The sequence below is a fragment of the Sphingobacterium paramultivorum genome, from assembly GCF_014109745.1.
GTDB classification, from domain to species: Bacteria; Bacteroidota; Bacteroidia; order Sphingobacteriales; family Sphingobacteriaceae; genus Sphingobacterium; species Sphingobacterium paramultivorum.
In genome coordinates this window covers 3,499,714-3,525,484 of the sequence record NZ_CP058555.1, presented here as the reverse complement: position 1 = coordinate 3,525,484, position 25,771 = coordinate 3,499,714, and the positions used below count along the sequence as shown (strand labels likewise).

Genomic DNA, 25,771 nt, shown 5'->3' with positions numbered 1-25,771 from the left:
AATGGCTATACAATGTCTTATTTGACTTGTGTAATTGTTCCGTTAGTAACGCTTCCCCAATTTGTAAGACTTCCATAAACAATTAATTTGGACTTACTGTTGGCAAATTCTACCTTTCCGCTACCATTAATAGTCAAGTTACCGTATACGACAACTTCACCGTCAATAACCATCTTACCATTGATAAATGAAGTGGATTTTGATCCGACAGTTCCCTGAGAAAGTGAACCTGTTACACTCAAGATACCGCTTCCGTTTACGGTAAAAGTTCCACCAATAACACCTGAGCCCACCAAATTCATTGTTGAATTGATGTTAATGTTTTGCTTCAAAGCGATTGAACCATACATATTGAATACACCGCTGTTGATGTTAACAGAATTTCCATTGATATTAAGTGTGCCACACCAGTTAAAATTCCGGTTGATATTGACATTTGAGGCAAATGTTTTTGTATCTGAGTAGCTCGCTTCATTATTAACATTCAGGTCTCCTTGTGTACTGCCTGTGAAAGCTGGATAAGTACCATTACAGCTTGGAGTTGTTGGTTTCAGATCGATGAGTTTAAGAATTTTTAAGCCACCTTTTCCCGTTGCTACAAAAACATAGTTATCTCTACTGATCACAAAATTACTTGAACTGTTGTCAATCGCATTGAAACTTGCACTACCGATATAGTTAAAGTTGTTTTGTGTATCAAATTGATAGGCTGCGATACCAGCACCACCGTTGGCAACAAATACACGTTTGTCGTTTGTGGATACAGCATTGGTCACAATATCTTCTGGATCCATGTTGCTGTCATCAGGACTTACTGGAATACTAATGCGTTTATCCAAAGCTCCTGTATTTATATTATAAATACCCAAGCCCTGAGCGCCTTCAGAAGCTAAAAGATAATTGCTGTAAAAATCGATAGTACGCTTTGCTGAACTTGGATTTTGACCCACATTGATTGTTTTAACCGGATCAAGATTATTGGATACAACTTTTATCCCCTGTGTTCCTGAAAGCACATACATTTGATTTTGGTATGTTCTTACAGATAGGAGATCCGCAATAGTTACCGATTTTTCGATAGCACCCGAAGATTTATTGATTTTGGAAATAGCACCCGCATTACCTGAAACAGCATACTGGCTTTCGTTGTTAAAAGTAACATCTGTTGCCACATAGCTTGGTAGACCTGTATAACGATAAGCATCGGTAGGTAAGCCATTCTGAAGCGGTAAAACAATAAGAACTGCAGGGGAGGTCATTTTTGCCAATACACCTTCATCTGCTGCTCCAGCTAAGAGTAGGCTATTGCCATCAACTGCCAATGAGCTTATGTCGATATTCGGCAATTTAGCATTTACGATAAGACGTGGGTTATTAATATCTGAAATGTCGATGACATCGACACCACCAAGATATCGATCGCCTTCGGTATTGTAACTTACATAAGCGTAGTTGCCCGAAACAGCAACATGGGTTGCCCGAAGCTTATTGCCTTCATAATCCGGAGGAGCGACTTGTGCGACCAAAGCTAATGAGAAGTCTGGGTTTTGAGTGGCAGTGACTGTCGAACCATTGGCTGCTCGCTTACCGGATGCTAAAAGATTAGATAACGGCAATAAACCAGCATTTTGATGATCTAAACGTGCATTCAGTTGACTTGCATTATTGTCAATAACAACAGACTGATTTTTAGGATCATCAATGTTATCACTGTTTTTGTTACAGCTAATAATTGCGGTCAAGGTGAATGCTAAAAGAGGCAGGTAAAATTTCTGTTTCATAATATTATATATCTATCACAAAAGTAAACGAAAAATCTTATAGTTAAGTTTTGTTGCGGTTAATTTTCATAAAGCTGTAGTTGTTTTACTACTACATTTTATGCTGTGTAAACTTCTAGTGAACATAAATTTTTCCATAGCTTGTTCAACTGAGTTTAGCATCTGTAGCGCTCGCAACAGCTCCCTTTCAGCTATGTAATGAGGTACTTAAGAAATGTGGTTTTCTCTTCGACTAGATTATGATATGAAATTGATAATTTTGAAAATAGCTAAACCACTCAAAAATCTGTAAATTATCAGCTATGAAAAGAATAATATGTTTTACCATTGGATGTCTACTTTTCAGTGCTATTTATCTGCAAGGTTGCATGAATAGTGGAAATACTATAGAACAGCGGGGAAAAGAGCCCTCAGTCCCGATACCATCTAATTTTGATTCACTGGAGTATTATTTTGTGGATATTGATTTATTTAAAATAGGTGAATTGGAGGACAAAAAGAATAAATCTGAGAAAGAGCGTCTTTTGTTATCAGTATTGGAAGATGATAAGTTGGATCTTTCCCTTTTACCTCATTTGAAGAATATAGGATATGTTAGAGGCTCACTGGGTCAATCTCTCTATAGTGCTGTCGACTCACTATTTTTCTTAAAAACAAGAACAGATCATGTCGACACCTCTTGTATTTATGAATTTCGAGATATCCTTGTGTTCTATAAAAATAAGCAATGCATTGGGATCGCTAAGATCTGTTTTGATTGTAAAGCTATGGTTTCATGGAGCGAAAAACCAAATTTCGCAGGTTTCGGTGATTGGGAAGATTACGATAAATTGCATCTTTTACTCAGGAGAAAATAAAATTTCACCTTTCGAATTCATTTATTTTCCGATTGTTCTAAGGTGTTAGACCAAAATACCTAGTACAAATTATCGCTGAGTCAGCGGGCTGTTACCAATAGCGACAGTTGGAAAGTGTCAGTTGGGTGCTACCTTGTGAAATGTAGCTTTTTGTGTTGAATTAATTTTTAAGATAACGTTTTTTGTATATTTTTATCAGCTCATAAAAAAACTGAATGTTAAATTCTGTGTTCTTATGTTCTGCTTGAACGATATTAACGAATAAGCAGTAAGAGAACGTTCAATTGATTTAAGAACAGCGTTACCTAAGCATTAGCTTTATGCAAGCTTAGCCGATATATTGTATACTAAAACTATTTAAAATGAAACAATGCATAAAAATCGCACTGATCGGACTATTCTTGACATTATCTATAAGCTCTTGTAGCGAAAGACTAAGTGGAAAGGACGAATCGTCCTTTGACAGTTCCCGTAAAAAGGTAGAAGCGAAGCTGAATGACAAAGAAAAAGCGAACTTGGAAAAGGCCTTGCGAGTGACACTATCCGAAGCGATGTGGCTCAAAATGAACGAACCTCAAAAATATAATGAGGAATCAATAAATCGTATTTCGTTGGGTATGATCGATGGAAAATCTTATGCTGCAGTATTGGACCTGGCCGATGACATCCTTCAAAAACAACAGGAAAGGAAAATAGCTCATCTTCAAAATGAGATCGATAGTCTACAAAAACATAAAACTGAATTTGAACAGGTAAAGAAAGAGCTGGCTGTTTTTCAGTTGGAACCTATTGAACTGGGACTCGAAGATTTCTTTGGCGAACCTGTTCCCAGAATTATAGTGACTATGAAGTATATGGGTAAAAAGCCGCTAAAAGGAAGTCAGGGCTTTTCGTATGTGCTGAAAAAACGTTCTTCACAAACTATTATCAGTAATGAACAGGCTGTTTTTGGCGAATCTGACAGTGTGCTCCAGCCAGGTGATTCTCGTGTCAATACGATAGTCTTCAATCAGCAAAAAAAAGATTATCCTAAACTCTGGAGCTTTCCTCGCTATCCCGTCAAAGGAATCAATCTGACAGATTATGATCTAGAATTAGTTGTGACGACGCAATCGATCAAATCGAATGACCGGGAGACAGTTCTTCCTGAAGGTAGTATAGCATTGATTGATGAAAACTTAAAAAAATTAGAAAAGGAAATTACTGAACTAAAGAAAGAGAAAATTAGCCTTGACGATTTGGAATTGAACTAATTTTTGAAGTACTTAAAATCTTCCTTCGTGTTTCAGCGGACTCACTGTTGTTTTACCCTCCAAAGGGGAATGATGACTTGGGTAAAGATAGCTTAATTTATTACTCCGGAAAATTTTCCATAAGCGGTAATGAGTTGAAAATTATACAGCACAATAAAACGGAAATATTTAAGAGGATCCGATAGTATCGTTTGACTTATATTTTATTGGTAAGACCTGACAACCACGCGAATTGGAGATGAGAAGAAATAAGTAGGGCCCTGATATTAATATCAGGGCCCTACTTATTAGCACATCTTTGAATGATTGTGAACAGCTTTTTCTGTCTATAATCTCGGCTAAAAAAGTGCAGTTACTTCTTGTCCCACCAAACTTTGGATAGGAAAGAGTCACCATTTGTCAAGCGTGCTGCAGCCTCTTTTAAATTTGCTGCGTTTAACTCAGCCTCTTCACTGGAATAAATAGCTCTACGCGGTATTTGTCCGTTGGTGGAACCTGGGTTAGGACCGGGGGTTAATCGAGGATATCCTGTACGTCGCCATTCGGCAAAGGCTTCCATGTCCCGGCCAAATAGGTGAATCCATTTTTGTGTCGCTATTTTCTCCATTTTCTGTTCGTCTGTCAAGCCGCTTAGATTGAGCACAGGTTCGTATGAAGAAGGGATTGCCGTCATATTGTACGGCGGAAGTGCCAGCGCCGCTTTAACACCGTCTGTAAAGAACGTTTGGGCATTTGCACTTGTAGCACCCCAGCCAAGAAGTGCAGCTTCGGCTTTGTAAAAACAGATATCCGAATACGTAAACGCATAGCTTGGGATCGGTGCAAATGAAAGGCTGAACCAAGTCGACTTATTGGCTGTTGAATAGTTGGCGCGAATCAGTTGTGATAGCTGGTTATCGGTTAACGAAACCCCAATACCTTGATAGGTTGCGACTCCATTGCTAATGACTGGTTCGGCAAGTAAAGGAAGCCTTGGGTCATTGTATTCTTTGAGTTTGTCAACCAGGGTATTAGCCAAATAACGTAGATCGGCACTTCCGGTAGTCATTTGACGTAAAATCGGGTTCTGGTTTTCTGCTTGAGCATCGTTGTAGGTCGGTACTGCTGCATTATCACTGTTGCTGGAGAATAGACCTATAGCAGAAGTCATTGCTTCGGTAACCGTTTTCTGGGCCAAAGAAGGATTGGCGTACCGCATGCGCATGCCGAGCTTTAGCTTGAGCGAATTGCCAAATTTTTTCCATTTATCGATACTGCCTTTGTAAAAGAAATCTGAAGAGCCGTAAGACAGGTCTCCGCTCGTAAGCCTCGCTAAAGCTGCATCGACCTTTTGAACCAGTGCCGGATAGATCTCTTCTTGTTTGTCAAATTTGGGCGTACGGTTAATTTCCTTATTGGATTTTGTGATCTCAGAGTAGGGGATGTCACCAAACAAGTCTGTAAGGCGCTGATAGAGGTATGCTTCATAAAGTTCGGCGATAGCCAGTTTACTTCTCCCTTCTGCATTGTCTTCCTTGCCGCTCAATTCCTGTTTGATCTGAACAATATTGCGGAGCAAGGTGTAGTGCTGCGACCAAATAAGATTTTCGGGTCCTTCAAAATATCGAGAAACAGGCACTACCGGTCCACCAGCCCAATGTTGGATCCAAGAGCCAAACTTGTTGTTGGGTAGTTCCCCAGATTCCTGAAAAGTACCATCACGTAAAATGCGAGCTATGAGTAAGGAAGGGTCTACAGTGGTGACAGATGTCGGCGGCGTATTGATCCGTTCGAAATCTTTGGTACATGAACCTAATCCTGCCAAAGAAATAAGTCCGACGATGAATGTATTTTTAAATAGTTTCTTTTTCATGATAAAGGGTTTACAGACCAACAGTGAGATTAATACCGAATGTGCGCATCATTGGAAGTGAAGTTGATTCAATACCAATCGAGCTATTGTTTACATTGAAAGCAGAAGCTTCTGGTGAAAATCCATCAGTTTTCCGTTGAAAATAAAATAGGTTACGTCCATAGACGCCCAATTTTAGGGAGTTAACAAGTTTATGTGGCATCAGCTTTTTAGGGAAAGAATAGGAGAGACTGATTTCGCGCATGGCAATATAACTCATATCATTGATCATTTCTTCGGATACCATGACTTCTTTGTCACTCGCAACCATGTTCCAGTAATCTTGTGCGGCAACCTGCTTGCTGTTTTTTGTTCCTGTGCTTGTCCAGTTTCCTGATCCATCTTTTTGTCCGACTATCCCTTCGGCAATGTAGGTACCATCACGGCCTTCCAAGGTCTTTTTAGAAGTACCATAAATGATCTGCTCACGATTGGATTGGGAGAAGATCACGCCGCCCTGACGGATATCGACAAGTGCATAGAGGTTGAAACCTTTATATTTAAAGGTATTGGCAAAACCACCCAGCCAGTCGGGTTGTGCATTTCCAAGATCGGTTTCTACACGTCCAGCTGTGCGCAAAGGGAGTCCAGTGGTAGGGTCGATCAACCTATTTCCCTGATCATCTTTGATCCAAGCAAACTGTGTCCCAATTAGCTGGCCAAATGGTTTTCCGACCTCCGCAACCACATTTATCCCGCGGTCTGTAGCGAGTAAAAAGCTTTCTACACCGGGATAGAGTGATTCAACTTTATTTCTGTTGCGGTTGTAATTGAAGGTTGTATTCCATTCGAAACCCGATTCGCTTTTGATCGGTGTTGCTCCCAATACAAATTCAATACCTCTGTTGCTAATTTCTCCAGCGTTGATCCTGTTTTTTACATAGAGACTGGAAGGGGCGATTGGTACGTCCAAAATCTGATTCTTTGTCTTGGCCTGATAGTAGGTGAAGGAGAAAGAAAGTCTGTTTTTTAGAAATCTCAGATCTGCCCCAGCTTCGATAGACGTGGTCAATTCGTTTTTCAAATTCGGATCAGGAATAATTTCTGTATAAGAAGCCATTGGTACACCACCATGGGTATACTGGTTGAGACTATATGCCCCTGTCAGCTGATATGGGTTTCCTGAACTACCGGCCTGGGCCCATGAAGCTCTGATTTTGGCGAAAGACAGTGCGTCAGATTGCCATTTGAAGGCATCCGATAAGACTAAACTGGAACTTACACTCGGGTAGAAAAACGAATTGTTTTCCTTTGACAGGGTCGAAGACCAGTCGTTACGGGCAGACAAATCAACAAACCAATAGTCTTTGTAACTGAACTGGCCCGATAGATAAGCCGAATTAATCTTGGACTCGATCAGGTCAAATATGTAACTATTTGTCGTGGTGTTATTGATTACAAAGAGATTCGGAACAATAAATTGATTGCCTGAATTTCCTGTCATACGCAAATACCGGCTTTGATGGCTGGCCCCTAAGTTGGCACTGAGTTTAATGTCATCAGTCAATTTGAAGTTGGAGCTAGCGAGGACGTCAAAATTGTCTTCGCGGGCTCTGATGACCTCTTCGCGAATATCACCCTTTCGGTTCAAGCTTTGGTAGGTGTTTATTGGACGGTAACGAAACCGTTGATCGGTATAGAAGTCCGTACCCCCGGTCGCTGTGACCTTAAGCCAAGGAGCAAAGTCGTAACTCAGACGGAGTAACCCTATGATGCGGTCCCGACGATCTTCATTGTGGTTTTCATGAATGGTCCAAAAGGGGTTGGCTGTGGAACTATTGGTGGCATATGTTTTCTCCAATCCTTCCGTCAATCCCGAAAATCCAAGCTGTCTGCTGATCTCCTGTGCGTTCCATTTATACTGTGCCATGATGTCGTTGCCCAAGCTTCGCGGCTGGCTGATAAATAGGTAGGCAGGATTGTCTGCAGCATCGGCCAGTGTTGGCCGGTTTTGCCCCTTTTGCGCGATATAGTTCGCCTTGATGTCGATGTGAAATTTATCGGTTATTTTTGCTTGGGTGCGCAGACCGAAATTGTTTCTCTTCAGCGTATTGGTTGGGATATAACCCTTTACATCTGTATTGGCAAATGAAAAACGGTAGTTTACTTTGTCGGTTCCGCCATCGATACTAAGGTTGTTGACAAACTGTTTCTCCGTTTGAAAAAACGACGAGTAGGTATCTGGTTTTGGTGTTAACTGTAAGATGTTGCCATAAGCATCTTCATAAGTCTGGCCTTCCATTTTTGCACCCCAGCTTGCCCGTGTCGTACGGTCACGTCCGGCACTCATTTTAGGCATACCACTGTAACCATTTTTCAGCGCTTCGCTCATAGAAACAATGGTGCCGTCATCTTTTCTGAAATGTGTAAATGTTCCGTTCAATCCTTGTCCATAGACATTTTGAAAATCCGGTAAGACCAGTCCATTGCCCAATGAAAAATCTGTACCATAGCTAAAACGGGTCTTACCAGCTTTACCGGATTTAGTTGTGATCAAGATAACTCCGTTACTTCCTCTTTGTCCATAAAGTGCGGCCGCATTCGGGCCTTTTAATACCGACATTGTTTCGATGTCTTCGGGATTGATGTTTCCGATTCCGTCGCCATAATCGGTTCCCCCAGATTGGTTTGGAGAGGAAATGTTTTGATTATCAATCGGTACTCCATCAACAACATAGAGCGGCTGGCTATTACCGATAAGTGAGTTGTTACCACGTATCACGACCTTGGATGAACCTCCGGCACCGGATGCGGCGCGGCTCACCTGCACGCCGGCAACTTTACCCGATAAGGCATTCGCCACATTGGTTTCCTTACCCTGCGTCAGCTCGTCGCCTTTGAGTTCAGCGACCGTATAACCGAGCGCTTTTTTTTCGCGTTTGATACCGAGTGCTGTAACGACAACCTCCTGTAGGTTTTGCGCACTCGATTCCAAACTGATATTGATCGCTAGCTTGTCTCTGTCTGTAATGGTGTAATCCAACAGTTCTCTGCTTTTAAAACCGATAGACGATACGCTGATCTGGTAGCCCTGTCCAGCGGGAATCTGGTCGAATGAAAAAGTTCCGTCAGGCCTACTGGTTGTTGTTTTTTTCATTCCGTTCGTCGCATTACGTATGGTAACCGTCGCCGAGGGGATGGGCTTTCCTGTTTCATCTTTGATTACTCCGTTAATGGACGCATTTTGTTGGGCATTAGCAAGAAGATAGCTTGTTGACAAAAGCCCCACGAGGCCAAGACGCAGTGCCCAGTTTACGTCGGCTCGAATGTTGGATCTCAACAATAGCATAGTCAGGATACTATGCTTGGAAGGTAAATAATTGTGCATAATTTGTGGGTTATGTGAGTGAATTTTATTCGGTTTGTACATGAATGGTTATTTTATGGAGTGCTTGGATATCAGCTAGCATGTTGACGTATGCTAATGCTGTATTTTTATACGTTCCACTATAGTATTTATCTTGTATATCTTTAGGTTCAAAGCTTAGTTTAAGGCCATAATTATGACTGATGATGTGAAGTACATCTTGTAATGGGAGGTTTTTAAAGATCAGCTGTCCGCTAGTTTTTAAGTAAGACCCCCTTTTGCTGGATTGAGAAGTATTGACTCGGGTTTCGGCAATGATCTGTTGTAGCTTGCGATCAATGCTGATTTCTTCGTTGGGTTGAAACTGTAGATTTAAGGTCTGTTTATTTTCAGGACGCTGATTGCTTTTGACTTCAATACGGCCTTCATAGAGCTTTATTTTCGTAATCGCGCTACCACCTTCTTCTACACTGAAAACAGTGCCAAGTGCGGTTGTTGTCAAATCTGCCGTATGAACGCGAAAAGGCTTTGTCTTATCCTTTGCTACCGTAAATTTGGCTTTACCTTTCAATTGGATTTCTCGCGCGCTAATAGTTGTGAAATCTGAACTGAATTTTACTTCAGAATTGGGGTATAGGTCGATAGTAGACCCGTCTGGGACGGCAATTTGTTGAATGGTATTACCTGAATTGATATAATATAAATTACTTGTTTGCTCCTGCGGTGTGGGCTGGACTTTCTTCGCGCTACGGTATGCGGTGTTATATTTAGGAGAATCGATCTGGTTTAATCCCAGCCAAGCCCCGATTCCAATGAAGAAGATAATAGCCGCATATTTTAACCAGCTGAAACGATCTTTATTTTTTTGTCCTATTTGTTTGAAAATACGTGCTTTTATTTCCTTTTGGTTTTTAAAATCCGAATCCATCTCATATGCTTGCCATTCCGTTTCCGGCATAAAATCCTCCCAATAAAACTCGTTATTGGCCAGCGCATTTTCTACTGCGGCAATTTCTTCCGTACTGGCTTTACCGCTTAGGTATTTGTCGATGAGTGTTTTTGTAATCTTCATGTATAAAGATTACGATTGAAAATGAGGTACCCCCCAAAAAGAAATTAAAAAATAATTTGCACCAGCATACTGAACAGTAAAGCCTTTCGAATGGTTTTTAGTGCTAGTGTCAATTGGTTCTCCACAGTTTTTGTCGATATGGCCAGCTTGTCCGCAATTTCCTTATGCGAAAGATTAGAAAATCGGCTTAGCATAAAAATCTCCTTGCGTTTCTCCGGTAGTTTATCGACAATTTCATGGAGTGTGGATGTAAGTTGTTTGGCATAAAAATCATCCTGGGGGCTATGGCGCAAGACAAATGTCTGATCGTGATCCAGAAGTTTCTTGCGGTTATACTCTGCCTTGACCAGATCGATCACCACTGTTCGGGTGATACAGAAAATTTGGGATTCTATGGTGGCATCGATATTTTTGTCACTCATATTTTTCCAGAGTTTGATAAATACACGCTGTACAGTTTCTTCGGCTAGATAAGAAGATTTGGTTTTATGGACTGCATATTGATATACTTTGGAACTCCATAGGTCAAAATATTCCTCGAATCTTCGAACGATAAGCGCATAATTGATTTCCATAGTGTAGGCTTGGAATAAATGAATTTAGCGATAATGCGCTTTCGCTGCAAGTTTTTTAAAAAATATTTTGCCTCTTTTCTTAGTGGATGAGATTTGTTTTCTGAATGATCTTCGATGTATGGTTATAGACTCTCAATTGGATATTAGTTCCTTGATTGGATTGATTTAGGAATACGATGTTCCCTTTCTGGTTGACATTCAGTGTGTATGTTTTGTTCTTCTCCATCTCAATCTCCTCTGATTCATTCAAAATTTTTAGCCGACCGGTCGATGTTTTTTTAGCTGTAATGGAAAATGGACTGGCATCTTCTGTTGAGATGGCTAAGGAACTATGTGCGGGGATTGATGTATTGATATACAAAGAGCCTTTTTCTTTTTTTTCTATCCGCTGAACGGTGCAAGACTGGAGGGCAATAAAAAATAGAAGGACGGAAAATAATTTCATAAATAAGTCTGTTTTTTTATATGGGATCTAATCATGCATTATACCGGAGGTTTTTCCCACTACATTGGAGTTAGATTACTCCAATGTGGTGGGAAAAACCAGTTATGGTCTTAAAAATACAAAAAAATCATAATGACTTATTAATAGAAATGGGGTATTTAACGGATATCTGCATACGATCGTTGTGTATTTATTCGCTAGGTCGGTATTTATACTCCTTCTTGTGTATTTGATACGGGTGTTTGTAAGACTCTATTTGGACTGGCATAAAGTTTGAATTTTACCCAGCTGTAATAAAATAGAGTATTCACATTAACACATCAACGTATGAAAAAATTAATTCAAACACTGGGACTAGGTATGCTTATTTTAACGGTTTTAGTAGGCTTTACATCATGTAGCAAAGACGATGATCCGGCCGACAACGATCTTTTTGTTGGTAAATATGAAGGCACTATCTCGTATGATGATATGAATAACAATGACAATGATGTTACCGCTGCAGAAGGAACAGTTACCGTAACAAAAGTTGGCGATACCTATAATTTCGCTTTTGGAAATGGGATTCCAAATCTCAACGGCGTAGATTTTGAAAAAAAGGATAACGTCTTGGTCAACATTGGTTCGGCAGGTACAGGAGTTATCCGTATTGATGCCGGTAAATTGACAATTGGTTATACAAAAGACAGCAAGGTATGGACGGCCAATTGTAACCGGAAATAATATTATGAAGAATAGAAAGTGCTTGTTTACCAGGTGAATGTTATAGAATTAACATTTTATAACATTATTTTTTAAACGATTAGCTGTACGATACTGTTCTATTAGTAAACAACGAAAGGAAATAATTATGAGCGAATTAACATGGAAAGGCCGTTGGAACGAAATCAAAGGTAAGGTAAAACAACAATATGCAGATCTTACTGATGATGATCTATTGTATGCCGAGGGCAAAGAAGATGAGTTGGTAGGTAAACTTCAAAAGAAGACCGGTAAAACACAAGATGAGGTAAATAAGTGGTTAAATGACTTGTAGGTTTAGAATTGTGTGATAAAAAAGCGGGTAACAGCATTGTTATCCGCTTTTTTTATTTAAGGCCATATCACTCATGAGGATTTTGAGCATTTTGAATTCCTATTGCTTTGGATAGATTCTTTTCTTTCCAAGTCCCCGATGGAGCAATTTACTTTTTATTTTTTGTTAAAATTGAAACGGCGTGCAATGCTAAATCCCCAGCGGAATTGTCCCTTACCCCAGGAGCTATTTGTTTCGCTAATAAACTGAGATTCTTGTATTGCGGTGGCATTGGTAAAATTGAGATGGAAGATATGTCCTCCGGTATCCATTTCCAAACCGACACCTAATGCATTATAATAACGCTGTCCGCTTACATCTTCACGGTATTTTTTGTTCGACGACTTTCGGAAAGGTAATGTATAGTCTGCTACTAATGCGATCCTATTGCTGACCTTGGCCCGCCCGCCAATACCAACAGCAAATACATCATTCTGATCGTTATAAGCCGTATAGTTCCGGTGAAGATAGGTCGGTACCACAACGAGCGATAGATTTGAGCTAAATTTACGGGCAATGATGAGCTGCGTCACATAACTCAATCGGTCATTGAAGTCTTCAAAGCTTGCTGCCGAAGATTTATCCGGGCTGGCTTCCATTGCAGATAGGGTTGTACTTCCAAAAAAAGCAACGGAAACAGGTACATTATTGTCGACCGTTTGTTCGATAAATCGGTATTTCACATTACCCTCAAAGAGTTGTCTAACTTCTGTTGCCCCCTTCGCGCGGGCGATTCCAATGTTTAGATTATCTAATAGACCGTAATCAAAACCGATTCGGATGTCGGTCGAATTATCGAGGCCGAAGAAATTCTTCCCTCCACCGGCACTGCCTGCGATATCGCCAAAACGGTGATCTACTCTAAAGTCCATTTCATGTCGGTGAATTGTTTCTGTCGTCTTGAGATTGATCAGGTTACCGGATTTAAACGTTGCAGTGACTCTTTCATTTTTATCCCCATCGATATGGACTAATTTATCCAGGTCTTCCTGAGCTAGTAACTTTGTGGAAGTAAAGCACAGGAGTATAAATAGCGTTTTTCTCATTTGCAATGAATTCGAGTAATTATGGTCTGTAGGTCGCATCAACGGTGATTTTTACTACTTCAGCAATTTTTTTTCCGACGATGGAAGGAATAGAAATTTTGTGATCGGCGAGTTTTACCTGAAAACTTGTAACAGCTTTTAATGTCCCATCTTTAACAATAAACGCAGCCTTCGTGCTGTAAGGTTTGGTAACCCCATGGATCTGAAGTGTGCCCGTTACGTTCAGCGTATAGTTGCCGTCCTTTGTTAATTTGTCTGCATTTTCGACTTTACCTTTAAATTCTGATAGGGGATATCGATCACTTTCCATGTAATTTTCATTGAAATGCTCTTGCATGAGCTTTTTGTCAAATTGAAAAGATGTATTTTTTACCCGAAAGATGATATCTCCGCTTTGGAGGTTCATCGCTGAAGCGCCTAAGATACTTTTGGCTTCGATGTCTTCCAATGGTGCATTACTGAAAAAGGTGATGCTGGTCTCTTTTGAAACAAGGGAAGCCTTTTGTTGCGCAAATGTCTTCATACTAATGAGCATCATGAAGAGCGCTATATAAATGTTGATTTTGTTCATAGGTATAACATTAATTTTCAGGTGAATTTCTCTTAATCCATGCATCCAGCAGTTCTATTTCTTTTGCTGTGAGTGAGCCGCCCAGTGGCATGGATTTGGTCACCAGTACTGCATTGTTGATCTTTGCAATATTGTCTTTGACAGAGGTATAACCACTGAACGTCCATCGTCCACTAGCCGAACGTCCTGCTGCGTGGCATGAACTACATTTCGTTTCAAAGAGTGCTTTAGAAAAATTCGTATAGGACACATTCTGGACTGTCACCGTTTCAGTTCCGTTATCTGGATTGGTCGTAAGTTCTTGTGCTTGCTTTTTGGTACAGGCCGAGAACGAGAGAACCGTTAAGGTCAAGAGTGAAATAACAAAGTAACGATGTGCGCTGAGGCAAGGATTTGTCGTTTTTAGATTTTGTTCCATAAGTTTGAATAGTTAGTCTTGACTTAGTTAGCAGGAGCAACGGCTGTGTTGTCATTTACGATTGGCCAAACACCAACGCGTGGGAAACTTATTCCTTTGTTGTCTCCGCGTTGTATATCCTGGCCGAAGTAATATAAGGGCCATCCTTTGAAAGTTAATTGTTTCTTTCCATAGACGGTAATGACAGCAATGTCAGCTGTACGAACAAGGGAAGGCAGAGCTCCCGTCTCTTTTTGAAAGATAGGCCAGGTCGCATCATTACTGAAATCTGCAGCAGTATAATTGTTTTTGTTGAATTTGTCGGGTTTAAAAGCATACAGCGTTCTGCCCTTATCATCTGTCAGATAAATTGTTTTTCCGGTTCCTTCGGTGTAGTCACCTAAATAGTTTTTAGTATCGTGTCCAATAAGTTGTGCATTGGCCACCATGAGTAAATAATCTGGTTTGGCCACATACCATATTTTATTGACAGCATCTCCTTTCACCTGACCAGATTGACTATCGCCTGCATAGTAGTAAAGAGGCCAGCCCTTATATGTACTTTGTTTGGAACCATCTTCACGTGTTATTTCACCGAGCAGGCTTTTGTCAATTTTCAGGTCTGTACTTGTTTCGCTGCTGTAATAAACCGGCCAAGTGGCTATACAATTACCGCTGCAGGTCGAAGTTCCCTTTGTATCATTCGAAAAGAAATAGAGTGTTTTACCGTCGGCATCGGTCAGAATATTGCCAAACTGTGTATTGGCAGACATTTGCACGCCCTTGTTTTTATTTTCGACATTGCCAGGCTCACCATCGCTTTTTGAACATGCAGAAAACATCGCTAAGGCCAATAGACCACCTATAAAGGTTAATTTGACTTGTTTTTGGTTTGATTTCATAATTGTATGTTTTAAAATAATGTCTTGATATTACGATCAGGTCAGCGTAAAGGTTGCTTTGAAATCGCGCTGAAAAAAAATATTTTTTGCAGGCAACCTTTTCGATTATCTACTCGTAATAGACTTAATACTATATTTATCAAAAGAAAGAAGCAATAGCGAGTGGCGATAACAGAAGTTGACGAAAAATCTATCCATATTATTAAAGGATGTATTGATGAGGACCGCAGGGCTCAGAAAGATCTTTATACTATCTACTACGCTATGTCTTTAGGGATATGTCTGCGTTACGCTAATCACAGAGAGGATGCCATAAGTATTTTAAATGAAGGCTTTTTCAAGGTTTTTAAAAATATCAGTAAATATGATTTTCAGAAGCCTTTTTCTATATGGATCAAAAAAATCATGACAAATACTGCAATTGATTTTTATCGAGCAAAGATTAAACAGGGCATCTTGGTCGATGTTTCCATGTATGAGCATACCATTGTTGAAGATGATAGCATCAGTCAAAAGTTAAACTATGAAGATTTATTGGCCATGGTGCAGCAGCTTCCACCTGCCTATAGGACAGTGTTCAATCTCTATGCGATCGATGGTTATGGACACGAAGAAATTAGTGGCATGTTGGGTATTGCCATTGGAACATCAAAATCTAATCTGCATAAGGCACGTGGCCGACTGGCAGAAATGGTGGAAGTTCAAGGGGTAAAATTTGGTAAAACGGAAGAGAAAAGATGATGGAAAAGGATAAGAACAAGATTGACGAGCTATTTAAGGATGGCCTAAGTGATACTAACTTTGACTTTGATGAATCACATTGGCAAGATATAGAATCGCGGTTAGACAATGAAAGGCGTGTAAAGAAACGAAAGATCATCGTTTTAATGACCCTTGCAGCCACGCTCGCTGCGGTTTTAACGGTCTTTTTTATTTGGAATAGCGCGTTATTTAAATCGAATAATTCACAAAGTGAAATAAATGAGGCCGGTATTTCGCCCAAAAAAGAGGTTCGGGAGATCAAAACTGTTCAACCTAAGGAAAATTCGGTAGACGAGGCCAAAGGGGATCAGAGTTGGATTGCGTTTCAGCCGATCAAACGCACGAATCGTGCATTACAGATTTCAAATGAAACTATAGTACTGCAGGATATTCGTTTGGGAAAGATAGCCGATGCATATCCGATAGGCGTGCAAGAAGGAAAACTGAATACTGAATTTACAATTCCACGCATGGAGTATAACAATCCGAGATTGCCTCATTTCAAGTTAAGAGAAGAATCGGTCGATGGGCTAGGGGAGCGTCTGGCAGCCATCTATCAGCCTAAAGAAGGTATCGGATCCGAAGGACAGGAAAGAGAACGGTCGGTTGTAAGTTTCTTGGCGGGACCAGATCTCACAAGCGTGCGTGGAGCAGGCAAATCCTCACTTAGTGAGAATATCGGTTTGGCTTATTCTTATCCCCTCACAAAAGGATTAAGTGTGTCTGTGGGAGCCACCTATGCTAAAAAGAATTATAAGTCAGCTTATAAGTTTTATGCGCCATCAAATCCGCCGGAAATGACGCAATTGCCAAGCAATGTGAGTGCTGTATGTGATGTTATTGATGTACCATTGACAGCAAGTTATACGGTATTGAAAAGTAAAAAAGTGAAGTTTAATGTTAGCGCAGGACTTTCGAGTTATTTTATGCTAAAGGAAAAATACACTTTTGATTATGAAAACGGAGGTAGCTACGGTGGATCTCAGAAAAGTGCCGTCTATGAAGTGAATGGAGAGAACCAGCATATCTTCGGTGTTGCCGATTTTTCGATCTCCATTGAGAAGAAAATCAATGATAAAATTAACATCGGTGTAAAACCTTTTGTTAAAATGCCATTGACAGGGATAGGCTACGGAAATGTGGACCTGGAATCTAAAGGCGTCGCGTTTACCTTGGGAATGAGTTTGTAATTCGGATATATTCCGTCGCAGACGACCAACTAAACCTATTTTAGCGAGCTTGTACCCTGTTACTAGCCCGTTTGTACCCCCCGAAAAAAATTGGCACCTGATCTTTCTGATCAGGCAAATAAGTACGTTTCTTTTTTACTGTATATCGTCATTCACTTCAAAATGCACAGAAAATTAAACTTCTATTACATTTTAATGTGCTGTACGTATGTGAACAATTCGGTTAATAACTGTTCGCATACGTACATTTCGTTTTTTGAAGAAGAGCTTAGATCGCCCATAATGGGCTTTAAAAGGCATAAATGAACCTTGGGGCCAACTGGTATGGTCTTTGGCACGGAGCTAATAAAATTGATCGTATGTTCTTTATGCATTTTGAAGTTCACTTTTCCATTTTAGCCATTCAGCGACTTTTGCTGGTTATTGATCTAAAATCCATGGGCAACAAGCATTTGGAGCGATAATTTTGAGTCAACAGATAAGCAAGGTAAAAAAAACACAAAAAAAAGATAGTATGAAAACTCTCGTAAAAACATTCACAGTAGCAGCTTTAATGGCCGTATCAACATTTGCTATGGCAGCTGAAGGACCGGGTTCAAAATCAAACCCAGTCAGCATTAATCTATCAACCGCAGACTTTGCGCTAGAGCACTATGTCGCCGTGATCACTGAAGGTGAGTCGGCTGGAATAGAACAGTTGTTTGCTGAAGACTTTAATCTAAAGGTACAAACGGGCACCTTAAAGTCATATAGCCGCTATGAAGTGGTTAAATCCTTGAAAAAGCAAAAAAATATCCACCTGAATTGTGCGGTTAGCACAGATGTAGTTGAACAGTCTACAGATTATATGGTGGCCAGGGTTACGTTGAAATTTGAAAATTTCACCAAAACCGATCTTGTTACCTTAGTGCGTGAAGGTAAAGACTGGAGAGTATCCAAATCGATCAATTCCTATAAATAGAAGCTCATAATTTTGGGGCCAGTTCAGTTATACCAAAAGCTGATCCCTAGTGAATAACATGTTTATAAATTTAGTTTAGAAGCCACGTCGGGAGATGTGGCTTTTTTTGTCTGCCTTAACCAGAATATCCTTTAACAAGGTCAAAAAGCCTAAATTGACGAATTTACCCCTTAAAATAAGAAGATTCTACCCCCCTTCCTCTGTAACGTTTTTGATAATATTGCAAGTGTCAATATGACGTTTTATTGTATTGACGATGTTAAATAACCAAGAGTGTTTGCCTGATTAGATGAATACCCGCTCCAAATCACATAAAAAATAGGTGGGGGGAAAGTAAGTTGGCTAAAACTCAAAAACAGCTAAATAACCAAGTTTAATTATGATGAATTTACCAATCAAAAGTGGATTGTTTGATCCTTGAATTCCTAATGGAACGCAATATTGCTACCTCATATTGCCATGTTACTCTTCATCAAAATATTATTTAATCACTAAACAGTTTTACTTATGAAAAGGAAAATAGTATTAACACAGCGCTGGCTTTGTTGTATCTGCTTTTTACTTTTAAGCTTACAGCAGACTTATGCACAGTCAATAACTGTACGGGGCCAGGTTACCGAAAATAACAGGCCACTTGCTGGAGTGACCGTTAAAAATATCGGTTCCACAATGCAGGCGCAAACAGATACACAGGGAAAATATACACTCAGTGCTGCGACAGTCACGGCATTAGAATTTACCTTTCTAGGTTATGCGAAACAGCGCTTTGAATTCAGTCAGCTTAAACAGATCAGCCAAGGAAACTACGAGCTTAACGTGCAGCTTGATGCTTCCGAAGGAGATGTTTTGGATGAAGTGGTGGTCGTTGGTTTTGGCTCGCAGAAAAAAACAAACCTGACTGGTTCTGTTGCGGTGGTAGATGCCAAGCAGCTGGAAAATAGACCTGTAAGAAATGCTATCCAGGCACTGCAAGGACTGGCCCCCGGCCTAAATATTTCCCAAAACTCGGGAACGATGGAAACCAATCCATCCATTAATATCCGGGGGACAGGTACAATCGGAACATCTTCTTCGGCACCATTGGTCCTAATTGACGGTTCTGAAGGATCTTTGGCGGCATTAAATCCACAAGATATCGAAAGTGTGTCTGTATTGAAAGATGCCGGTGCTGCTTCAATCTATGGTTCTAGAGCCGCTTTTGGGGTTATTTTGGTCACAACAAAATCTGGAAAGGCTGGACGTACTTCGGTAAATTATAATAATAGCTTTCGTATGAACGCACCGACATTGATGCCTAAGATGATGGATTCTTACACTTTTGCTCAATACTTCAATCAGGCCGAAGTCAATGCAGGCGGTTCACCACATTTCTCCGCGGAGCATCTGCAGCGCATCTTGGATTATCAAAACGGAAGCCTGAAAAATTCGACCATTGTCGATCCGAATAATAAGTTGTACTGGGCTGAAGGATATGCCTATGGTAACGACAATAACGATTGGTTCGATGTCATGTACCGGGATCAGGCTTTTGCCCAGGAACACAACCTAAGTCTCAATGGTGGAACCGAAAAAACAACCTATTACCTTTCTGGCAATTTCATGAAGCAACAAGGATTGATGGCCTTCAATACAGACCATTACGACCGTTACTCTGTTGCGGCTAAAATCAATTCTAAAGTATCTGACATCTTTCAGGTAAATTACAACGCTAGGTTGGTACGTGAAGACTACGACCGTCCTGCGGCATTGACCAATAGTTTCTATGATGATTTAGGAAGACAGGGCTGGCCAACGCTGCCACTTTATGATCCGAATGGATACTTGTTCAGTTCTCCTTCACCTGCACTTGCCATGAAAGAAGGCGGACAGGATAAATCCAGTAAGGATTACATTTATCAACAGTTACAACTGATCCTTGAACCAATTAAAGGATGGCGTACAACCGGTAATTTTAACTATAGGACCACAACTCAATTTCGTCACTGGGATTCGCAGCGTCTTTACAATCATGACGTAAATGGTGATCCTTATTTGTATAAAAACTCTTCAAACGTCTACGAATTTGGTTTAAAGGAAAACTATTATAACATCAATATCTTTTCTGATTACGATAAAAGCTGGGGCGACCATCATTTTAAAGTTATGGTCGGTGGTCAGATTGAACACACGGCCTATCGCAATCTCGGTGTGCAACGTGATGGAATCATTATCCCGGATCAACCGGTATTGAATCTGACTTCCGGCACAGATATCAATGGAAAAGCAGTAGTGCCTTCCGTCTCTGGCGAATATCAAAAATGGGCAACAGCGGGTTTCTTCGGCCGATTGAATTACAATTATGCTGAAAAATATCTATTGGAAGCTAATTTGCGCTATGACGGTTCATCACGTTTCCGTAGCGATAGCCGCTGGGGCTGGTTTCCTTCAGTTTCCGCAGGATGGAACATCGCCAAAGAAAACTTCCTTGTAGAGTCGGCACCATTTATTAATATGCTGAAATTAAGAGCTTCCTACGGAGAGCTAGGCAATCAAAATACCGATGTCTGGTATCCGACTTATGTCACCCAACCAACGGGGACAGCCAATGGTGCTTGGCTGATCAATAATGCGCGACCAAATTCTGCATCGGCTCCAGGCCTCGTAAGTGCTTTATTGACCTGGGAATCTATCAATACGAAAAACTTAGGTGTCGATTTTGCCTTTTTAAATAGCCGTCTTTCTGGATCTTTTGAGGTCTTCGAACGGAAAACATTTAATATGGTCGGCCCAGCTCCGCAGTTGCCAAATACATTAGGCACAACAGTTCCTCAAACAAACAATACCGATTTAAAAACAAAAGGATTTGAAGCTACCCTGGGCTGGAATGACCGTACTGCCAGTGGTTTTGCATATGGAGCAAAGTTCCTCTTGTCCGATTATACCACAACAGTAACACGCTATCCTAACGCAATAGGGTCATTATCAAACTATCGTGAAGGTCAAAAGCTGGGTGAAATATGGGGGTATCAAACCCTTGGTATTGCCAAAACAGAAGAACAAATGAGCCAGCATCTGGCGAGCTTGCCCAATGGTAGACAAAATGCATTAGGAACACAATGGGGGGCAGGAGATATCATGTATGCTGATCTTAATGGAGACGGAAAAATAGATGGTGGAAGCAATACAGAGGCCGATCCGGGTGATCGTCGTGTGATTGGTAACAGCACACCGCGTTACTCCTTTGGATTGAATCTGAATGCGGACTACAAAAATTTTGATTTTAGCATTTTCATGCAAGGTGTCATGAAACGCGATTATTGGCAAGGGGGCTACTATTTTTGGGGAGCAACTTCAAAATGGTGGTCAACGGGCTTGGTCGATCATCTTGATTATTTCCGTACTGCAGATAATCCCCTGGGTGAAAATCTTGAAGCATATTACGCACGCCCTGTTTTTGGTACTGCTAAAAACCAGCAGACGCAGACGCGCTTTTTGCAGAACGCAGCCTACATCCGCATAAAAAATATTCAGCTGGGCTATACCTTGCCGAAAGAAACAACAAAACGTTTCGGTGTAGAGCGTTTACGTGTATACGTTTCTGGAGAAAATATCTGGACCGGCTCAAGTGTAGCGGGAATGTTTGATCCCGAAACTATTGATGGCGGAAGCAACGGAACCGTTTACCCATTGACTAAAGTCTGGTCTGCAGGTTTAAGTGTTACATTTTAAGTCGATTCATTATGAAATTCAATAGTACTATTTTTAGATTGATGCAATTGGGCCTTGTCGCTTTGGTAGGTCTAGCTTCCTGCAATAAATATTTGGATATTGCACCCCCTTCGTCCATTATACCTGAAGCCTATCTGGATGAGGAATCACAACTTGCTGCCTATACCGTAAATCAATATGCTGGACTATTTCCTTCGCACGGCAACTGGTCATTTGGCACTTTCGGCATCGACGGAAACACAGACAATATGGCTATTCCAACACTCGATAACAAATTTATTCCGGGCCAATGGCGCGTAGGATCGAATGGCGGTGACTGGGATTTTTCAAGTATTTATCAAATGAATTATTTTATAAATACGGTGGTTCCCAAATGGAAAGAAAATCGTATTCTCGGAAATTCCAGTAATATATCACATTATATCGGTGAAGCCTATTTTTTACGGGCCTACGTTTACTTTGGGAAATTGCAGGCCTTGGGTGATTTTCCTATTATTCGCAATGTGATGTCGGATAAGGACAAGAATATTTTGGTAGAAGCAAGTAAGCGTTCGCCAAGAAATGAAGTCGCTCGTTTTATTCTTTCTGACTTGGATTCGGCTATTACCTTGCTGAACCAAAGTTCTCCTGATGGTAAAAAACAGCGGATCTCAAAAAATGTCGCGCAACTATTCAAGTCCCGAGTAGCTTTGTACGAAGGTACATGGCTCAAATACTTCAGCGGAACCGCATTCGTCCCTAAAGGACCAGGATGGCCGGGGGCTGCAAAATCATACAATAGCAATTACGCATTCCCGACTGGAAGTATTACTGGAGAGATCGACTACTTTTTAACGCAGGCCATGGAATCGGCAGCTGCGGTTGCTGACAATGTGCCGCTGGTGAGCAATACCGGGATAATAGAATCTGCCAATAACGAGAATCCATATTTCAGCATGTTTGGTGCCGTGGATATGTCCAGCTATGGCGAAGTACTTTTGTGGCGACAATATAATCAAAGCCTGGTGACACACAATGTACCGGTATATGCACAGCGTGGCAATTATGCGGTTGGTTTGACACGCGGCCTTGTTGAAAGCTTCCTGATGTCCAATGGACTGCCTATTTACGCTTCGGGCAGCGGTTATGCTGGCGATGATTACATCGCAGATGTTCGGAAGAATCGCGATGGTCGTTTACAATTGTTTTTAAAAGAGCCTGGCCAAAAGAATGTATTGGTCAATATTGGACAAGGTACGCACTACACGCTCATAGAGCCCACCCCGACGGTATACGATACCGATTGGGAACGACGTTACACAACAGGTTATACAATTCGTAAAGGCATTTCATACGACGGTTTACAAACGCTCAACGGTCAGGGATTTACGGGTAGCATTACCTTCCGAGCTACCGAAGCTTACCTCAATTATATGGAGGCTTGTTATGAAAAGAATCAAAATTTAGATACGAAGGCGCAGGCCTATTGGCGCTCATTGCGTACACGTGCTAAGGTCGACCAAGATTTCAATGCAACCATTGCGGCAACACAAATGGAGAAAGAGAAGAAAGATTGGGGTGCGTATTCTGCAGGACAGTTTGTGTCACCTACATTGTACAATATACGTCGCGAACGCAGAAACGAACTCATGGCGGAAGGTCTACGTTGGATGGATCTCAAGCGCTGGCGTGCGATGGATCAGCTGATTACAACAGCAGACCATTTTGAAGGTTTTAAACTTTGGGGACCGATGAAAGATTGGTATAAACCCGAACAGCTGATTTATGGTGCTACCAATGATAAATCTGTCGTTTCGGATCCCGCACGGAGTGAATACCTCAGACCATTGGAGATCAGAAGCAATGCACTGTCTTATACCGGTGTAAAATTTGCCATGGCACATTACCTCGCCCCCATTGCCATAGAACATTTCCAGTTGGCTTCGGATGATGGAACAGCAGAAAATTCTGTTATTTATCAAAATCCAGGATGGTCACTTATCAGTGGAACTGCCCCAACCGGACTGTAGAAAATATGAAAATGGATATGTGTCATCTCATTATTACACAAATACGAATATATCCCTCTTTTTGACTCAATATCCCCCTTGATCACGCAGAAAAAGGGGGATATTTTTGTTTACTGATCATCAAGAACTGTTAGCTCAAAGAAACTTAAACTAAATCATGAAAAAACTTTTATCTGTCTGTCTTAGTTTGCTGTCAAGTTGTTTTACTGCATATAGTCAACAGCCCGTCCCACCACAGTATACATTGGTATGGTCGGATGAGTTTAATTATAATGGTGCACCCGACACGACTAAATGGAGTTATGAAGAAGGTTTCAAACGTAACCGGGAAGAGCAGTGGTATCAAAAGGAAAACGTTTCCTGTCGTAATGGCCTGTTGGTTATTGAAGCAAAAAAAGAACAACGTAATCATCCGGGTTTTATTCAGGGCAGTCATGATTGGATTGCCGGCCGTAAAAAGATAACCTATACTTCGGCTTCGATAAATACTTTGGGAAAGCAGAGTTGGAAATACGGGATTTTTGAAATCCGGGCACGTATCCCAGTTGGTGAGGGCCTTTGGCCTGCATTCTGGACGTTAGGCACCACTAAAGAATGGCCATCCAATGGTGAAATAGATATCATGGAATATTACCGAGGCAATATATTGGCCAATATTGCAACCGGTACTGACCAACGCTGGAAAGCACATTGGTTTGGTAAGACGAAAGCAGTCAAAGATCTTGGCGGAAAGGCTTGGGCAGATCAGTTCCATACCTGGCGAATGATTTGGGATGAAGACGCTATTACGCTTTATGTGGACAATATGGAAATGCTTCACGTTCCTATGGATCAACTGGTCAATCGGGATGGTACCGGATTCAATCCATTTACCCAACCGCATTATCTCCTGTTAAATTTGGCCCTCGGCGGAATAAATGGCGGCACGATAGCTGATAAATTACTTCCTGCAAAATATGAAATTGATTATGTACGGGTTTATCAAAAAATGGAGCATGCTGAGATGCATAGTTTTACGCCAGGGGAAATATGGAAAGACCAGTCCGGTCATGTGATCAATGCGCACGGCGGCGGCGTACTTCATCAAAATGGAAAATATTATTGGTACGGTGAGAAACGTGGCGGAACTACATCCCAGGGAGTCAATGTGTACTCATCCAATGATTTGTATAACTGGAAGTTTGAAGGATTGGCTCTCACACCTAGCACAGATTCTACAAACGATATTGCTTGGGGCTGTATTATGGAGCGACCAAAGGTTATCTATCACGAGCAGCTAAAGAAATATGTGATGTGGTTCCATCTCGAGCTAAAAGGGCAAGGCTATGCAGCAGCCAGGGCCGCCGTTGCTACCAGTGACTCTCCGCTTGGGCCTTTTCAGTTTGTCCATAGCTTCCGGCCAAATAACAATATGTCACGCGATATGGGCCTATTTGTTGACACCGATGGCAAGGCTTACCAAATCTATTCATCGGATGAAAACTATGCCTTACGCCTGGTTCAATTAACCGATGATTACCTGCATGTGACGGCGAAAGATTCCTTACTCTTCCGGAATCATAGGGAAGCCCCAGCTTTATTCAAGTACAAAGATAAGTATTATCTGATCACCAGCGGATGCACTGGCTGGGATCCAAATCGTGCAGAGCTTCATGTTGCTACAGACCTTTTTGGCCCTTGGAAATCCCTTGGGGATCCAATGCAAGGACCGAATTCGGCGTTGACTTATGGTGGTCAATCGACATTTATCCTTCCTGTCGCAGGAAAAAAGGATTCCTTTATCTTTATGGCCGACCGCTGGAATCCCAAAGATCTTATGGATAGCAGATACATCTGGCTTCCGGTTGATCTCCAGAATGAAAAAGTACAGATAAATTGGAAGGATCAGTGGGATTTAAGTGTATTTCACTAATTCGATCGTATGGCTGTATTTAACCTAGATTCAGTTAAACAAATCAATCTTTTTGAA

20 protein-coding genes are annotated in these 25,771 nt (G+C 41.1%); 10 read left to right on the top strand and 10 right to left on the bottom strand.

The annotated features are described in order from the left end of the window. Window positions 1-17: 17 nt before the first annotated feature. Complete coding sequence (locus HS960_RS14880; RefSeq protein ID WP_182329859.1) at window positions 18-1,781, bottom strand: LVIVD repeat-containing protein; 1,764 nt, start codon at window positions 1,779-1,781, stop codon at window positions 18-20. A 302-nt stretch (window positions 1,782-2,083) separates the two neighbouring features. Here HS960_RS14880 and HS960_RS14875 point away from each other — a divergent pair, with 302 nt between their 5' ends. Both HS960_RS14875 and HS960_RS14870 read left to right on the top strand, forming a co-directional pair. Continuing rightward, window positions 2,084-2,638, top strand: a complete 555-nt coding sequence (locus HS960_RS14875) for a hypothetical protein (protein ID WP_182329858.1) — start codon at window positions 2,084-2,086, stop codon at window positions 2,636-2,638. 362 nt (window positions 2,639-3,000) lie between these two features. Next, window positions 3,001-3,891 carry a DUF6694 family lipoprotein gene (locus HS960_RS14870; RefSeq protein ID WP_182329856.1) on the top strand — a complete coding sequence of 297 codons (891 nt, stop codon included), beginning with the start codon at window positions 3,001-3,003 and terminating at the stop codon, window positions 3,889-3,891. A gap of 352 nt (window positions 3,892-4,243) precedes the next feature. Here HS960_RS14870 and HS960_RS14865 read toward each other — a convergent pair whose 3' ends face one another. From HS960_RS14865 to HS960_RS14845, 5 genes are all read right to left on the bottom strand, one after another. After that, a complete protein-coding gene (locus HS960_RS14865) occupies window positions 4,244-5,743 on the bottom strand; it encodes a SusD/RagB family nutrient-binding outer membrane lipoprotein (protein WP_182329854.1) in 1,500 nt (499 codons plus the stop codon). A 10-nt stretch (window positions 5,744-5,753) separates the two neighbouring features. Next, entirely contained in the window at window positions 5,754-9,110 is a 3,357-nt protein-coding gene (locus HS960_RS14860) for a SusC/RagA family TonB-linked outer membrane protein (protein ID WP_182329852.1), read from the bottom strand. A 25-nt stretch (window positions 9,111-9,135) separates the two neighbouring features. Then, on the bottom strand, window positions 9,136-10,161 hold the full coding sequence (locus HS960_RS14855; RefSeq protein WP_182329850.1) for a FecR family protein: 1,026 nt from the start codon (window positions 10,159-10,161) through the stop codon (window positions 9,136-9,138). A gap of 44 nt (window positions 10,162-10,205) precedes the next feature. Then, complete coding sequence (locus HS960_RS14850; protein ID WP_120335467.1) at window positions 10,206-10,736, bottom strand: sigma-70 family RNA polymerase sigma factor; 531 nt, start codon at window positions 10,734-10,736, stop codon at window positions 10,206-10,208. A 79-nt stretch (window positions 10,737-10,815) separates the two neighbouring features. Further along, complete coding sequence (locus tag HS960_RS14845) at window positions 10,816-11,181, bottom strand: hypothetical protein (protein ID WP_182329848.1); 366 nt, start codon at window positions 11,179-11,181, stop codon at window positions 10,816-10,818. 327 nt (window positions 11,182-11,508) lie between these two features. Here HS960_RS14845 and HS960_RS14840 point away from each other — a divergent pair, with 327 nt between their 5' ends. Continuing rightward, on the top strand, window positions 11,509-11,904 hold the full coding sequence (locus tag HS960_RS14840; protein WP_182329846.1) for a hypothetical protein: 396 nt from the start codon (window positions 11,509-11,511) through the stop codon (window positions 11,902-11,904). A gap of 127 nt (window positions 11,905-12,031) precedes the next feature. Next, entirely contained in the window at window positions 12,032-12,217 is a 186-nt protein-coding gene (locus HS960_RS14835; RefSeq protein ID WP_046672091.1) for a CsbD family protein, read from the top strand. Window positions 12,218-12,372: 155 nt separating this feature from the next. Here HS960_RS14835 and HS960_RS14830 read toward each other — a convergent pair whose 3' ends face one another. The 4 genes from HS960_RS14830 to HS960_RS14815 are packed head-to-tail and all read right to left on the bottom strand — an operon-like array spanning window position 12,373 to window position 15,172. Next, window positions 12,373-13,302, bottom strand: coding sequence for a DUF5777 family beta-barrel protein (locus HS960_RS14830; protein ID WP_182329844.1), 930 nt, complete (start codon window positions 13,300-13,302; stop codon window positions 12,373-12,375). A gap of 19 nt (window positions 13,303-13,321) precedes the next feature. Then, complete coding sequence (locus HS960_RS14825) at window positions 13,322-13,873, bottom strand: YceI family protein (RefSeq protein WP_182329842.1); 552 nt, start codon at window positions 13,871-13,873, stop codon at window positions 13,322-13,324. A gap of 10 nt (window positions 13,874-13,883) precedes the next feature. After that, window positions 13,884-14,291 carry a c-type cytochrome gene (locus HS960_RS14820; RefSeq protein ID WP_182329840.1) on the bottom strand — a complete coding sequence of 136 codons (408 nt, stop codon included), beginning with the start codon at window positions 14,289-14,291 and terminating at the stop codon, window positions 13,884-13,886. A gap of 23 nt (window positions 14,292-14,314) precedes the next feature. Continuing rightward, window positions 14,315-15,172: a hypothetical protein gene (locus HS960_RS14815; protein ID WP_182329838.1), complete on the bottom strand. Its 858-nt coding sequence runs from the start codon at window positions 15,170-15,172 to the stop codon at window positions 14,315-14,317. Between the two features lie 162 nt (window positions 15,173-15,334). Between HS960_RS14815 and HS960_RS14810 the strand changes: the two genes are divergently transcribed. From HS960_RS14810 to HS960_RS14785, 6 genes are all read left to right on the top strand, one after another. Beyond that, window positions 15,335-15,913: an RNA polymerase sigma factor gene (locus HS960_RS14810; RefSeq protein WP_120335478.1), complete on the top strand. Its 579-nt coding sequence runs from the start codon at window positions 15,335-15,337 to the stop codon at window positions 15,911-15,913. Then, window positions 15,910-17,124 carry an outer membrane beta-barrel protein gene (locus tag HS960_RS14805; protein WP_182329836.1) on the top strand — a complete coding sequence of 405 codons (1,215 nt, stop codon included), beginning with the start codon at window positions 15,910-15,912 and terminating at the stop codon, window positions 17,122-17,124. Before HS960_RS14810 ends, HS960_RS14805 begins: the two co-directional genes overlap by 4 nt. A gap of 514 nt (window positions 17,125-17,638) precedes the next feature. Next, window positions 17,639-18,085: a nuclear transport factor 2 family protein gene (locus HS960_RS14800; protein WP_182329834.1), complete on the top strand. Its 447-nt coding sequence runs from the start codon at window positions 17,639-17,641 to the stop codon at window positions 18,083-18,085. 507 nt (window positions 18,086-18,592) lie between these two features. Beyond that, a complete protein-coding gene (locus HS960_RS14795) occupies window positions 18,593-21,793 on the top strand; it encodes a SusC/RagA family TonB-linked outer membrane protein (RefSeq protein WP_182329832.1) in 3,201 nt (1,066 codons plus the stop codon). 11 nt (window positions 21,794-21,804) lie between these two features. Next, window positions 21,805-23,802 (top strand): RagB/SusD family nutrient uptake outer membrane protein, encoded by a 1,998-nt coding sequence (locus HS960_RS14790; RefSeq protein ID WP_182329830.1) that lies wholly within the window; start codon window positions 21,805-21,807, stop codon window positions 23,800-23,802. Window positions 23,803-23,959: 157 nt separating this feature from the next. Beyond that, on the top strand, window positions 23,960-25,714 hold the full coding sequence (locus HS960_RS14785; RefSeq protein WP_182329828.1) for a family 43 glycosylhydrolase: 1,755 nt from the start codon (window positions 23,960-23,962) through the stop codon (window positions 25,712-25,714). The last annotated feature ends 57 nt before the right edge of the window (window positions 25,715-25,771 follow it).